This is a genomic window from Corallococcus terminator, assembly GCF_003611635.1.
Lineage (GTDB): Bacteria > Myxococcota > Myxococcia > Myxococcales > Myxococcaceae > Corallococcus > Corallococcus terminator.
The window spans coordinates 1-14,446 of record NZ_RAVZ01000109.1 but is presented as its reverse complement, the minus strand read 5'-3'; the positions used below and the strand labels follow the sequence as shown (position 1 = coordinate 14,446).

Annotated in this window: 9 protein-coding genes; 7 read left to right on the top strand and 2 right to left on the bottom strand. The window is 71.5% G+C overall.

The features are described 5' to 3' along the window. Positions 1-54: 54 nt before the first annotated feature. From D7V88_RS17345 to D7V88_RS17320, 6 genes are all read left to right on the top strand, one after another. The gene (locus D7V88_RS17345) at positions 55-1,752 is read left to right on the top strand and encodes a PA14 domain-containing protein (RefSeq protein ID WP_120541756.1); all 1,698 of its coding nucleotides are present in this window, start codon (positions 55-57) and stop codon (positions 1,750-1,752) included. A 195-nt stretch (positions 1,753-1,947) separates the two neighbouring features. After that, the gene (locus D7V88_RS17340; protein ID WP_120541755.1) at positions 1,948-2,460 is read left to right on the top strand and encodes a hypothetical protein; all 513 of its coding nucleotides are present in this window, start codon (positions 1,948-1,950) and stop codon (positions 2,458-2,460) included. Between the two features lie 5 nt (positions 2,461-2,465). Then, positions 2,466-3,146 (top strand): hypothetical protein, encoded by a 681-nt coding sequence (locus tag D7V88_RS17335; protein WP_244238199.1) that lies wholly within the window; start codon positions 2,466-2,468, stop codon positions 3,144-3,146. Between the two features lie 89 nt (positions 3,147-3,235). Next, entirely contained in the window at positions 3,236-5,071 is a 1,836-nt protein-coding gene (locus D7V88_RS17330) for a sigma 54-interacting transcriptional regulator (protein WP_208726337.1), read from the top strand. Further along, a complete protein-coding gene (locus tag D7V88_RS17325; RefSeq protein ID WP_120541754.1) occupies positions 5,068-9,399 on the top strand; it encodes an nSTAND1 domain-containing NTPase in 4,332 nt (1,443 codons plus the stop codon). The genes D7V88_RS17330 and D7V88_RS17325 overlap by 4 nt, the downstream gene beginning before the upstream one ends. A gap of 154 nt (positions 9,400-9,553) precedes the next feature. After that, positions 9,554-11,011, top strand: coding sequence for an ADYC domain-containing protein (locus D7V88_RS17320; RefSeq protein ID WP_120541753.1), 1,458 nt, complete (start codon positions 9,554-9,556; stop codon positions 11,009-11,011). Between the two features lie 15 nt (positions 11,012-11,026). Here the strand turns inward: D7V88_RS17320 and D7V88_RS17315 are convergent, their stop codons facing one another. Both D7V88_RS17315 and D7V88_RS17310 read right to left on the bottom strand, forming a co-directional pair. Next, positions 11,027-12,001 carry an SRPBCC domain-containing protein gene (locus D7V88_RS17315; RefSeq protein ID WP_120541752.1) on the bottom strand — a complete coding sequence of 325 codons (975 nt, stop codon included), beginning with the start codon at positions 11,999-12,001 and terminating at the stop codon, positions 11,027-11,029. Beyond that, the gene (locus D7V88_RS17310) at positions 11,998-12,390 is read right to left on the bottom strand and encodes an ArsR/SmtB family transcription factor (protein ID WP_120541751.1); all 393 of its coding nucleotides are present in this window, start codon (positions 12,388-12,390) and stop codon (positions 11,998-12,000) included. Before D7V88_RS17310 ends, D7V88_RS17315 begins: the two co-directional genes overlap by 4 nt. 165 nt (positions 12,391-12,555) lie before the next feature. Here D7V88_RS17310 and D7V88_RS17305 point away from each other — a divergent pair. Further along, a partial coding sequence (locus D7V88_RS17305) for a non-ribosomal peptide synthetase (protein WP_120541767.1) occupies positions 12,556-14,446 on the top strand: 1,891 nt, incomplete at its 3' end.

Sequence of the window (14,446 nt, the reverse complement as noted above, 5' to 3'; positions counted from 1 at the left end):
CTCGGAGGAGGTGTCAGCGGAGGCTGCCGGCCCCTTTTTCCAAGAGGCGTTCCGATGCGCAGTCTCCTGCTCCCGTGCACGCTGGTGCTCGCCACGTTGGTGGCGTGCGGCCCCGTGCCTGAATCCACTTCCGACAGCGCCGTGACCCACGCACAAGGCCTGACCTCCAGCAACGGACTGGTCACCCTGGAGGCCGTGGGCACCGGCCGTCCCTACACGTTCGCCACCGCGCAGGTCGGCACCCCGCTCTACATCGACCGCACGTACACGCTCACCGGCCTGTCCTCGCGGCTCCAGGGCGGGGTGCTGCTCCAGGCGGCGAATGACGACAAGCTCTACACAGGGGCGTCGCAGGTGAGGCTGGGATTGAACTCCGCCGCCACCGTCTACGTGGCCATGGACCGGCGCAACACGGTGCTGCCCGCGTGGCTCGCGGATGGCACGTGGGCGCTCACGGACGAGGTGCTCGCGACCAATGATCCATCAGCATCCACGCCTGCCTCCTCCTCGCCGATGAAGGTGTATGTGAAATCCCTGCCCGCGGGGACGCTGAACCTGGGCGGCGGCATGGCCTCCCCGGCGCAGGGCACCAACGCGCAGTATGTCGTCATCCTGAAGTTCGCGAGCAGCGAACCCGGCGTGGCAGCGCGCTTCTTCCCCAACATCCGGATGCAGGGCGTACCGGTGCTGCGCCACCTGCCCACCGTGGACCTGTATGCCGGGACGGGCGCGCCCGTGGACGGCATCCCGGCGGACTTCTTCGGCGTGCGCTTCGAAGGGTTCGTCACGCCCGCCTTCACGCAGACGTACACCTTCCGCACCGCCGCCAGCGGGGGCGTGCGCCTGTGGATCAACGGCCGGCTGCTGGTGGACGACTGGTTCGAGCACGCCGCCGTCGAACAGCGCTCCGGCTCCATCGCGCTCGCGGCGGACATTCCCGCCAGCGTGGTTCTGGAGTTCTTCGACGCGGAGGCGCTGGCCTCCGTGCTGCTCCAGTGGCAGAGCGCCAGCCAGCCGTGGCAGAGCGTTCCCGTGTCGCGCCTGGAGGCGGCCACGCTGCCCCTGCCCCGTCCGCTGGGCGCCCACTGCACGGCGGGCGCCCAGTGCCGTTCGGGAACGTGCAGCGTGTTCCCGGTGGGCAACGTCACCATCTGGAACGAAGGCGACGCGGTGTGCACGCCCGAGGTGGTAGAAGGTCAGTCCGGGGTGAAGGCCGAGTACTTCACCTCCGAGTTCCTCTACAACCGCGCCGTCGTCCGCCGGGAGAACTTCGTGGGGACATTCTGGGGCGCCACGGCTCCTGTGTCCGGCGTGCCCGCGGATCGCTGGTCCGCGCGCTGGTCCGCCACGCTGACGGCGCCGACCACCGGCACATACACGCTGCGCACCTCCACGGAGGACGGCGTGCGCCTGTGGCTGGATGGCGCGCTGCTGGTGGACAACTGGATGGAGGCGGAGGGCGGGCAGACGCACGATGTCGCCGTGTCCCTGGCCGCCAACAGCGCGCATGCCCTGGTGATGGAGTTCTTCGAGGGGTATGGCAATGCCCACGCGCAGGTGTCGTGGTCCGGTCCGGGCATCCCCTGGCAGACCGTCACCACCGCGCTGAGCACGCCGCCGCACTTCACCTGCCGGCCGCTGGGCTCGCAGTGCCGGTCCAACGAGGACTGCTGTGGTTCCTTCTGCTCCGTGTCCCCGGTGGGCAATGTGACCATCTGGAACGAAGGCGCCACGGTGTGCAGTCCCCGGTGAGGTGACGCGTCGGCAACCGCTGCCGGACCCTGGCAAGCCTTGCCGCCCATTTTCACGGCAGGGCTTGCCGGGCCTGGGGTCCTCGCAGAGGGAAGCGCCCGTTGGCACCGCGGTTGCTCTACCGGGTTCCCGCCAGCCCAGGCCGGCCCGCATGCAGCGGCGCCGCGCGAGGGCACGCCACAAGGACCCATTCCCATGATGAAGACCCGCACGTTGCTGTCGAAGTCCATCGTTGCCCTCGCGCTGCTGGGCGCCCTGCCCGCGGCGGCGGATTCGGTCAGCTATGCCGGCGCGCTGTGCACCCCCGTGTCCGGCTTCAGCACGCCGACGACCTTCCGCAGCGGCCGCATCCTCAACCCGACGGCGAGCACCACGGAGGTGGTGTGTCCGGTGCAGCGCAACGTCGTCGCGCCGTACTTCAACGAGGACGTCACCGTCACCTTCACCGCGTTGGATCCGCACCTGACGGAGAACGTGTGCTGCTACGCCACCGTGTCCGAGGCGGACGGCACGACCATCGCCACCGGCTCCGGTTGTACCAGCGGCGCGGACACGGCGAACCACAAGCTCGTGTCCATCAACATGTCGTCGGTGTTCGCGAACATCAACGGCTACATCGCCCTCCGCTGCGTCATCCCCGGCCAGTACACGGACAGCTCCGGCACCAAATACACGTCGGTGCTCGCCAGCTTCACGGTCGCGGAGTAATTCCCATGCGAGACATCCGCTGGAAGGTGCTGGCAGGGGCCGCGGTCTTCGCGACCGCCGCCGTGGGTTGGAGTCTGAAAGAGGGGGACTCGGCGACGCCGCCCATGTCGCAAGCCCCGACCGGCACGCCAGCGGATGTGTCGCGAGAGCTTCAAGCGCTGCGCGTCGAGCTGGAGACGCTGCGCCAGGGCCAGGGCCGCCTCTCCGCGCAGGTGCGGCAGACGGGGGGAAGCGCGGTGGCGGCCGTCCCGGGAACGGGCGTAACACCCCAGGAGTCTGCTTCACCGCCGATGCCTGAGCAGGTGGAGGCACAGCGTGCCGCGGCGCAGGCGGCCCGGGCGGAGCGGCAGGTGGAGGCGGAGGCGGAACTGGAATCGGCGGCGAACACCGAAGCCCGCGACCCGGAGTGGACCCGGGGCACCGAGTCCGCCGTGGCCCGGGCCTTCCAGTCGCCGACGCTCGCGGGTGCGCACCTCACCCGCGTGGACTGCCGCGCCCGGGTGTGCGTTCTGGAGGTGGAGCACGACACGCCCGCGTCCCGCGCGGAGCTGCTTCCCACCCTGATGGAGCTGCCGGAGCTGCGCGGCCAGATGGTCCTGCGCCCCGCGCAGGTGCAGGGCCGCGCGGTGTCGCGCATCTACCTGTCGCGTCCCGGCGAACGCCTGCCGATGACGTCACGCCGATGAAGGGCCCACGGTTGGGGCGGGGGCGCACCCCTTCCCGTCACCCAGGCTGTCCTCCCGGGAGGGAACGTGACAGCATGGGAATTCGCGCGATGTCCTTCCCGATTCCCAGCGCCCGCGAGACCCGGCCCCTCGCAACGGGGGGAGGGGAGCCTCCGGACTCCGGTGCCGCCTACCTCCTGGTGATGGAGGGCGATTCGTCGTGGCGCTTCACGCTGCCTGACGAGGGCACGGTGCTGGTGGGCCGCGACGAAACGGCGGACCTGCGCCTGAAGGATGAAAGTGTTTCCCGGCGGCATGCCCGCATCCTGGTGACGGAGGAGGGGGCGCGCGTCGTGGACCTGGGCAGCCACAACGGGACGTCCGTCAATGGCCGGCAGGTGGAGGGGGCGCACCTGCTCTTGTCCGGGGACGTGCTGTCCTTTGGCGGGGTGGTGGCGGTGGTGCGCGCCCGCGTCCGGTTGGTGGCGGTCCGGCGCACGCTGGAGTCCGAGCGGTTGATGGTGCACCTGCGCGAGGAGGTGGACCGCGCGCTGCGCTACGGCCGGCCGCTGTCGGTGCTGGTGCTCGCGCTGCCCGACTCCGTCTCCGCGAGCCGGGAGTCGGTGGAGGCCCTGCTGACGGCGGAGGCGGGGCCGGCCGAGGCCGTGGGGTGGCTGGATGCCGCGCACCTGTTGTGCGTGCTTCCAGAGGTGTCCGGCGAGCCGGGCGAGGAGGGGTTCGGCGAGCGCGTGGAGGCGCTGCTGGCGGCGTGTCCCCGGGCCCGGCTGGGCACGGCGGCCTGTCCTACGGATGGCTGTGACGCGGACACGCTGGTGGCGGTCGCGCGCACGGCGGCGCAGGCCGCGAAGCCGGGACGGGCGGCGGCGGCGGCCGAAGGGGCGACGCGGCTGGACCTGGCCGGGCGCTCGGTGCTGGTGGCGGATCCGGCCATGTCCCAGCTCTACGCGCTCCTGCGCCGGCTGGCGGCCAGCGAGCTGCCGGTGCTGGTGTGTGGTGAGACGGGCGTGGGCAAGGAGAACGCGGCGTTCGCGGTGCATCACTGGTCGCGCCGTGGCACCGGGCCGTTCATCGCCGTGAACTGCGCCGCGCTCCCGGAAGGACTGGTGGAGAGCGAGCTGTTCGGCAACGAGAAGGGCGCTTTCACAGGCGCGACCACGTCTCGCGCGGGCCTGCTGGAGAGCGCGCAGGGGGGCACGGTCTTCCTCGACGAGGTGGGCGAGCTGCCTCCGTCCGCGCAGGCCAAGCTCCTGCGTGCGCTGGAGGTGCGTCGCATCACGCGCGTGGGCGACACGCGCGAGCGCCCCATCGACCTGCGCGTGGTGGCCGCCACGCACCGCGACCTGGAGGCGGAGGTGGCGGCCGGGCGATTCCGTCAGGACCTGTACTTCCGCCTGGGCGCGGCCACGGTGTTGCTGCCGCCCTTGAGGGAGCGCCCCCGGGAGGTGCCGTTGCTGGCGCGCGACTTCCTGGCGCGCGCGTGTCTGGCATTGGGCCGGCAGGAACTGGTGCTGGCTTCGGACACGCTGCATGCGCTGTCGCGCCATGCGTGGCCCGGCAACGTGCGCGAGCTGCGCAACCTGATGGACTACGTCGCCGCGGCGGTGGCGGGGGACGTGGTGGAGCCGCACCACCTTCCTCCCCGCATGATGGGACGCAAGGGGACGGCCCCGGTGCCTGCCGGGGCGGAGCCCGCGCCGGAGGCGGGCCGTGCCGTGGCGGTGGCCTCGGCGGGGGCGCGTCCGCCATTGGCGCAGGAACTGCGGGAACTGGAGCGCCGCCGGATGCTGGAGGCGCTGGAGGCGTCGGACGGGGTGCAGACGAAGGCCGCGGCGCTCATCGGCATGCCGATCCGGACCTTCTCCTTCAAGCTGAAGCAGTTGGGTGTGCAGGTGCGTCCCGGACGCCGGGGGCCCGAGGACGAATGAGCTCGCCTCCCGGGCCGCTGTTGGAGCCTCCGCGCGAGTTCGAGGAGTACCGGCTGCTGCGTCCCCTGGGGCATGGGGCGATGGGGCAGGTGTTCCTGGCGCAGGACACGCTGTTGGACCGGCAGGTGGCGGTGAAGTTCATCGCCACGCCCGCGGGTCGGCTGCCGGATGCGGCAGCCCGGGCGAGGTTCTTCCAGGAGGCGCGCGCCATCGCCCGGCTCCAGCATCCCAACGTGGTGGCCATCCACCGCGTGGGCGAGGTGCGCGGCCAGCCGTATCTCGTGTCCGAGCTGATCCGGGGAGAGTCGCTCGACCAGTTGGCCCGACCGGTGGAGGGCGGACTGGCGCTGCGGCTCGGCATCGACCTGGCGCGAGGCCTGGCCGCAGCCCACCGCCGGGGCATCCTCCACCGCGACCTCAAGCCCGCGAACGCCGTGCTGTCGGAGGACGGCGAGGTGAAGCTGCTCGACTTCGGGCTCGCGGAGTGGGGCGTGTGGACGGAGCCCGCGGCTCCCTCGGAGAAAGGGGCGGCGGAAGACAGTGCTGGCACGGCGCGGGACACCGTGGAACGACGGCCTCCGGGAGCGACTGCTGACCCGCGACCGTTGACGAACGCCTCGGAGGCTTTGTCCTCCTTGTCGGAAGAGGCGGGTGATGCGCAGGCGAGCGCGCGTGCGACACAAGACTTCCGGCCTCTGCCCTCCGTGTCTGGTGACAGGCCGAAGGAAGGGGCGCGAGCGACGCGAGACTTCCTTCCACTGAGTTCCGTAGCTGATGACAGCACGCAGGCGGGGACGCGAGCGACGCAAGACTTCCGGCCGCTGCCCTCCGTGTCTGGTGACAATGCGCAGGCGGGAACGCGAGCGACGCGAGACTTCCTTCCACTGAGTTCCGTAGCTGATGACAGCGCGCAGGCAGGGACGCGAGCGACGCAAGACTTCCGGCCGCTGCCCTCCGTGTCTGGTGACAGCACTCAAGCTGGGCCACGGGCGACGCAAGACCTCCTTCCGCTGCCCTCCGTGTCTGACGATAGGGCGCAGGACGGCACTCGTGCGGCGCGGGGCTCTCACCCTCAACCCACCGCGCAGGGTGACGCCGCGGTCCCCGCGACCGGTGGACCCGACCCCGCGCCGGTTCCCGCCGCGCTCGCGGGCACTCCGCTCTATCTGGCCCCCGAACTCTGGCGCGGTGAACCCGCGAGCCGGGCCAGTGATGTCTACGCGCTGGGCGTGCTGCTCTATGAACTGTGCGCGGGCGTGGCCCCCCACGACGGCGTGCCCGTGGAAGCCTTGGGTCGCGCGGTGGAGGAGCAGCCCCCGCGCTCGCTCGCAGACGTGGCGCCCGCGCTTCCTCCGGGGCTGGCGGCCGTGGTGGACCGGTGTCTGGCTTTGAACCCCGCCCACCGGTTCGCTTCCGGCGACGCCCTGCGCGAAGCCCTCGAAGCGCTGAGCCTGACCACTCGCGCGGGTTCGCTGCCCACCGGCAATCCCTACCGGGGCCTCCAGCCCTTCGAGGCCGCGCACCGGGGCGTCTTCTTCGGCCGCGAAAGCGAAGTGCGCGAAGTGCTGGACCGCCTGCGCGGCGATGCCTTCGTCCTGCTCGCGGGCGACTCGGGCGTGGGCAAGTCGTCGCTGTGCCGCGCGGGCATCCTGCCCGCCCTCGCTGCTGGCTTGGAGTCCGGGGCGCGCGGGTCGGCGTGGGCCGTCGTCTCCTGCACGCCGGGCCGTCGCCCGTTGGAATCGCTGGTGGAGGCCCTGGCCCCACTGCTCGACGTGTCGGCTGATTCGCTGCTCGCGACCGTGGAGGCCGAGGAGGGCGGCGCTCTGGCGCGAGCCCTGCGCCGCCGCCCCGCCCATGCACCCCAGGTGCTGCTCTTCGTCGATCAGCTCGAGGAGCTCGTCACCTTCTCGGAGCCCGCCCAGGCGGCGCGTCTCTCCGAGGAGCTGGCGTTGGTGGTGCGCCGCGCGCCCCGGACGCGGGTGCTGGCCACCGCGCGCAGCGACTGTCTCACCCGGCTGGTGGCCCTGCCCGGCCTGGGCGAGGAGGTGCCTCGCGCGCTGCACCTGCTGCGAGCCCTGTCCGAACAGGGACTGCGCGAGGCCGTCGTCGGCCCGGCCCGCGCGCTGGGCGTGCGCTTCGAGTCCCCGGAGCTGGAGCAGGCGCTCGTCACCGCCGCGGCCCGCACGGAAGGCGGCCTGCCGCTGTTGCAGTTCACGCTCGCCGCGCTCTGGGAGGCCCGGGACCGCGAAAGGGGCCTCATCCCCGCCACGGCCCTGGAGACCCTGGGCGGAGTCGAAGGTGCGCTGGCCCGTCACGCGGACGCCGTGGTGGCCCGGCTGCGGCCGGAGCAGCGTCCCCGCGCCCGCGAGCTGCTCCTGGAGCTCGTCACCCCCGAAGGCACGCGCCTGCGCCGCACCGTCGCGGAGCTGATGCGGGGCCCGGACGACGCGGCGGGGCGTTCGGTGCTGGAGGGACTGGTCCAGGGTCGGCTCCTCACCGCGGGCGAGGGCGAGGGCGGAGAGGGTGTCTACACGATTGCCCACGAAAGCCTGCTCACCGGCTGGGACACGCTGCGTGGGTGGATGGGTGAGGACGAACAGCGGCGCGCCGTCCGCCACCGCCTGGAGCGCGCCGCCGCCGAGTGGGACCGCCTGGGCCGTCCGGTGGAGCTGCTCTACGCAGGACGCCAGCTCGCCGAGGCCTCCGACGCGGGCACACGGCCCGGACGCTCGCGGGAGAAGGACTTCCTCGCCCGTTCACGACAGGTCGCCCGCCGCCGCCGCGCTGTGCGCTGGACGGCCGCCATCGCCGCGCCCCTGGCCCTGCTGGGCGCGGTGGTCGTCACGCGCCTTCAAGCGAGGGCCCAGTTGGAGGCGCGCATCGCCCAGCAACTGCGCGACGCCCGGGGCGCCGTGGTCGCCGCGCACACGGCGGACGTGGAAGCGGAGCGGCTGCGGACGGACGCGTTCGCGCACTTCGATGCACCAGGGCGCGAGCACCGGGACGCCGCGGAGAAGGTGTGGGCCCACGCCCTGGAGGTGGAGCGCGTCGCGGAAGCCGAAGCGCTGCGGGCCCTGTCCGCGCTGGAGACCGCGTGGGGGCTCGACCCCGGCCGCGCCACCGTGAGGGATTTCCTGGCGGACCTGTTGGCGGAACGGGTGGCCCGCTCGGCGCTCCACCAGCAACCCGAAGCGCGTGAGCAGTGGCTGAATCGCCTCGTGTTGTATGACGTCTCCGGGGCCCGGAGGGCGGAGCTGTCCGCGCCCGCGCGCCTCTCGGTCGTGACGTCGCCGCCGGGCGCGCGCGTGCGGCTGCTGGGGCCGGGGCCAGAGGACGCGGCCTCCCCGGGGCGCGAACTCGGGGCAGGCCCCGTGCGCGAAGCGAGCATCCCACCGGGCTCGCACATGCTGCTGCTGGAAGCCCCCGGCCGCGCCCCCGTGCGCGCCCCCGTGCTGCTTCGCCCCGGAGAAGCCCTGACGCTGGACCTGAAGCTGCCGCCCGCGTCCGCGGTGCCCGACGGCTTCGTCTACGTGCCCCCTGGCCGCTTCCTCCTGGGCGCATCGGAGAGCGAATACCTGCGGCAGAACTTCTTCTTCGCCGCGCCCCTGCATGAGACGCGGACGGAAGGCTTCCTCATCGCGCGGCACGAGGTGACGTTCGGTGACTACATCGCCTTCCTCGCGTCGCTGTCCGCGAAGGAGCGCGCCCTGCGCCGGCCCGGCAACCGGCAGAGCCTCACTGTGGTGGAACTGGTGGAGGAGGCCGACGGCCGCTGGCGTCTGGAGTTGAGCCCGGCCTCGGCGCGCTACCGCGTGAGGGAAGGGGAGCCCGTGCGCTACGGGAAGCGGGACCGGCGCGCGGTGCAGGACTGGCGCCGCTTCCCGGTGTCCGCCATCTCCTTCGAGGATGCGCAGGCGTATGTCGCCTGGCTGGACCGCACCGGCCAGGTGCCCGGTGCGCGCCTGTGCACGGAGCGGGAATGGGAGCGGGCGGCCCGGGGCGCGGATGGGCGCCGCTACCCCGGAGGCGACGGGCTGGAGGCGGACGACGCCAACGTCGACCGCACCTATGGCCGGGAACCCCAGGGCTTCGGCCCGGACGAGGTGGGCAGCCACCCGCGCTCGCGCAGCCCCTTCGGCGTGGACGACCTGGCCGGCAACGTGTGGGAGTGGACGCGCTCGGACGTGGTCCCCGGCCAGCCTTCGGCCCAGGGCGGGAGCTGGTACCAGAGCGACCTGAGCGCGCACTCCTCGAACCGGGACGTGGTGGAGCCCACCCAGCGCGAAGCCCTCATGGGCATGCGCGTCTGCGCCACGCCGCGCTTCTGACGCCTCCGTCACGGCAAGCTCCGCCAGACCCCGGCAAGACTTGCCGGCCGGTCCTGCCAGCAAGGGCCGCCCGCGTTTCCCCTTCCCGCCTCGCGAGCCCTGGCACGCCGGCTGCTTTGTGTTCCGTCATCTCCCCTGGAACGAGGTTCCTTCCTTGAAATCGATCTTCCGCCTGCTCCCCGCCTGTCTGTCCGTCGGGTTCTTCGTCGCCTGCGGTGTTCCCGCGCCGGAGGATGACCTGCCGGCGCCCGTCCTGGTGACGCAGGACTTCGCGGACGGGAACGACGGCTCCCACTCCCAGGGCAGGCAACTGCACGGCACCACCCATGGGAGCATCGCCTTCGCGAACGCCGCCTTCCTCCGGGACGGGCAGCGGCGGCCCGTGACCCTGGAGCTGGACAAGGGGGAACTCGTCGCGGACCTGACGCTGCGGTTGCAAACCACCACGTCCAGCCTCGAGAACTGCGCGATGCCGGGCTCGAGCGGGCCGGACCGCTCCTGTGGCCTGACGGTGTTGGGACATGGCACCTGCACTCCAGGCGTGCGGGTGACGCTGAGCAGCGGTGGCGGCATCTGCAATATCCGCCATCCTGGAAGCTGTACGGGCGAGCCCGTGATGCGGGTCTGCGCGGATGAGAAGTCCTGTGAGCACCAGGACGCGAATCACATCGCCACGGGGGCTCCGGTCTGTGCTTCGGAGACGTGCCCCAACGCGGTCTTCAATTGCCCAGCCAGTGGCGTCTACACGGTGCTCGCCGGCGCCTACACGCCGGGGGAGGCCTGGAGCCTCACCCCCAGCGTCAACAAGGGCGAGTTCCCCGCGACGCAGCAGAAGCTGCGGGGGACGCAGTTGGTGGGCCTCCTGATGCATCCGGCGAGCGGCACGGGCACCCTGGAGGTGACGGCCGCCGTCAACGCCATGAACGTCGCCACCACGGAGTCCCCTGGCACTTGGGACCCGAGCGGCTCCACCTTCCTGTACCGCGTGCGGGCCCTGGGGGCGCAACCGCTGTCCAACATCTGCGACAACAACCCGGTTCCGAACGGCGGGGAGGCCCTGGTCGTGCCGGTGCGGGGGCTCTACGACGACCTCGGTGTCCGCACGGAGAGCACCGCCGCCTTCACGCTGGCGTGCGACTACGCCGTCATCTCCAAGTGCTACCGCTGGGGCTACAAGCCGTGGCTGGATGGCGCCCAGGCGGGCCCTGTGACGCAGGCGCACTGGGCCTGCACCCGCATGGCGCGAGCGGACTACTGCGGCGCCGGTGATTCCTACACCAACGACGGCACCCCCATCCGCCTGTGGGATGACCTGACGCCCACCATCAATCCGCCTCCCGCCAATCCCATCCCCGCGGTGAGCATGACGTTCGAGGCCGGGTGGAAGACGAATGGCGCCGCGTGCCTGAGTCACTGGCGCTGGAAGACGTTGCAGGCCAACACCTGCATCAACCTGCATTGGCCCATCTACGACGCGAACGGAAACGTCACCAACGATTGCCGCTCGCCCGGTGCCACCGAGTCCTGCTCGGCCATTTGCGATGATGCGAGGGAGGCGACCAAGCTGTTTGGCGCGAAGGTCTTCAACGAATCCAAGAGCAACGGGCCATGAAGCCGTCCGGCCCCGTCAGTCGATGAGGGGCCGGTTGAACTCCGTGCGCCACGTCTTCGGGTCCGGACCCGACTCCGGGCCCGTGACGTAGACCTCCCAGAGGTCCTGGGCCGGCTGGAGCCCCTGCTGCTTCAGCCAGGCCTCGAACTCGCCCCAGGCCGGGCCCATGCCCTCGTAGGGGCCCTGGTAGACGGCGCGCGCGACCTTCATCGCGGGCCAAAGGCCAGGCTTGACGCGGCCCGCGGCCTTGACCGGCGTCGTGACGGGGATGCCGATCTCGAAGTCGAATTCTTCGGGGGTGATGCGCAGGTGGTGCGTGAACCACGGCCCCGCGGGCTTGATGCCCTGCCCAGCCACCGTGGCCATCAGCTCGGAGATGCCCGGCCCCATGACCTGCTGGATTTCGGCGCGGGGAACGGTGACGTGGATGAGCGCGGTGAGCTGCGCTTCCGTCTGGAGGATTCTCGGGGTGTCAATCATTGTCAGCTCCTGGTCGTGAGAGGACTGCATCTGGGATGAAAGCAGTTGCTCGAGCGTGTCGTAGCCCGAGGCCACGCCCCCCTCCATGGGCGAGCGCAGCACTTCGTCGCGGGCCTCCTTCGACTCGAAGCGCATCGTGGTCGTGAGCGTCGTCTTCCCGCCCTCCTCGATGAGCAACAACGTGTTCAGCGACTCGCCCGTGTACCAGGCGTCGTCGAACCGCTCGGTATTCACCAGCCGCTCGGGCGCGACGATTTCGCGGAAGACCCCGCTCACGCCCATGTCCTCGCGGTCCGGTCCCCGCCAGACGTAGCGGTAGGCGCCGCCCACCCGCAGGTCGATGTCGCAGACCGCCATCGACCAGCCCCGGTGCACCCCGAGCCAGCGCTTGAGCAGCTCCGGCTTCGTGTGCGCGTCGAAGACCTGGCGGCGGGGCGCGTTGAAGACCCGCGTCATCGTGAGTTCAAGCTCGCTCGGGGTGGAGATCTTCAGCTTTCCCGTGTTCCTCATGGCTGCTTCTTTCTCTTGCGTGAAGTGGAGGGCCGCGCTTCCCGCGCCTTCAAATCCTCGAGCAGGGCGTCCAGCGCCTGGTAGTTCTCCTCCCAGAACTGGCGGTAGTGCTCCAACCAGCCAGTGGCCTCCGCGAGCGGCGCGGCTTCGAGCCGGCGGGGCCTGCGCTGCGCATCCCGGCCCCGTGAAATCAGCCCCGCACGCTCCAGCACCTTGAGGTGCTTCGAGATGGCGGGCTGGCTCATGGCGAACGGCTCGGCCAGCTCGCTCACCGAGGCCTCACCCGACGCGAGCCGGTCCAGGATGGCCCGGCGCGTGGGATCCGCGAGCGCGGCGAAGGTGGCGTCGAGGCGCCCCGGGGAGGGGGTTCTATAACCGATGGGTTCCATGACCTTCTGGTTATATAAAGCCGTGGCGTCCCCAAGACAAGGCCCGGATCCATTCGAGGCCGTCGCAGTGGATTTTCACGTGTTAGAGGTCCGGGGAAGTGAGCTATGCCGGACGGACTCTCCGCGCGGCAGCCGCGATGTGTGTCATTGCTTCCAGGAGCCCCCTTGCCCCCTACGCCCCCGTCCGCCCTGGTGACAGGAACCGAGTACGAACGCCTGCTCTCCAGCCTCCGGCTGAAGAGTCCCTGGGCGCTCGAAGGTCACACCCTCGCGGAGGTGCGGGAGGGGCTGGACGCCGGGGCGCAGGCCGCCCGCGTGCAGGGCGGCAGGGTCGACCATGGACCGTGGCGGTCGGTGGTGGACGTCATCGACGCGCAGTGCCGGCGGCATGCCGACCGCGTCGCGCTCTCGGATGGGACCTCTGACATCACCTATGCGCGGCTGGAGGAGCGGACCCGCGCCCTGGCCGCCAGCCTTCGGGCCCGGGGCATCGGGCGCGGAGACGTGGTCGCGGTGGTGCTGGAGCGGGGCCCTGCCTTCGTCGAACTCGCCATCGCCGTCTGGCGTGCGGGTGCGGCCTACCTGCCCCTGGCGCCGTCACACCCCCAGGCGTGGCGCGAGGACATCGTCCACAGGGTCGGCGCGGTGCTCGTGGTGGGCTCGCCAGCCAGCGAGGTGCCGGGGGTGCCCTTCCTGGAGTCGGGGGCCGACGTGGGCTCCGGCGCGGCGGCCGTGGAGGACACGGCGCTCGTCCCGGAGGATCTCGCGTACATCATCTGCACGTCGGGTTCGACGGGCGAGCCCAAGCTGGTGATGACCGAGCATCGCGGGGTCGCCAACCTCCTCCATGCGCAGCGGGACTTCCTGGGCGCGTTGGGGCCGGACACGCGGGTGCTGCAGTTCTTCCACCCGTCGTTCGATGCCTCCCTGTTCGACCTGCTGATGGCGCTGCCCAACGGAGGCCGGCTGGAGACGCTGGATGCGTCGCCGCTCTCCGGAGCGCCGCTGGCCCACGTGCTGGTGGACCGGCGCATCACCCACGCGGTGCTGCCCGCGACGGTCCTGCGCACGCTGCAACCGGGCGGCTTCCCCGACCTCCAGGTGGTGATGAGCACTGGAGACGTGTGTCTTCCGGAGACGGCCCGGCAGTGGGGAGCACACCACCGCTTCGTCAACGGCTACGGCCCGACGGAGGTCACGGTGGCCAGCACGCTCCAGGAAGTGCACGCCGTGGAAGGGGAGCGCGTGCCCATTGGCCGCCCCCTCTCCAACGACCACGTGGTCATCCTCGACGAGCACCTGCGCCTGGTCCCAGACGGGGTGCCGGGCGAGCTGTGCATTGGTGGGGAAGGCGTCGGGCGCGGGTATCTGGGCCGGAGCGCCCTGACCGCCGAGCGGTTCATTCCGGATGCGTTCGGTCCGGTGGCGGGAGGGCGGCTGTACCGCAGCGGCGACCTGGGTCGGTGGTTGCCGGACGGCACGCTGGAGTTCCTGGGCCGGCGCGACGACCAGGTGAAGATTCGCGGCGCGCGCATCGAGCTGGGCCAGGTGGAAGCGGCCCTGGCCGCGCTGCCGGACGTGCGGGACGCGGTCGCCCTCATCGACGACACGCGGGAGCGCCTGCTGGGCTACGTGATGCCCGTCACCGGCGTGGCCCTGTCCGGCGACGCGGTGCGCGCGGAGCTTCGCCGCCGACTGCCCGGCTACCTGGTGCCGGATGTCGTGGTCGTGGTGGAGGCCTGGCCCCTGAACACCAGCGGCAAGGTGGACCGGGCGCGGCTGCCCCGCCCCCCACGCGCGGAGCGGACGGGCTACCAGCCGCCGGAGTCGCCCGGCGAAGTGGCGCTGGCGGCGATCGCCGCGGCACTGCTCGGGATGGAGCGCGTGGGGCGCGATGACAACCTGTTCGAATTGGGAGGGCACTCGCTGTTCGCCACCCAGCTCGTGGCCCGGGTGCGCCGCGTGCTGGGCGCGCAGTTGGAATTGAGCGCGGTGCTCCAGGCCCCCACGGTGGCCCGGCTCGCGGCCGGCTTGAAGGAAGCGCAGGGTGGGGGGG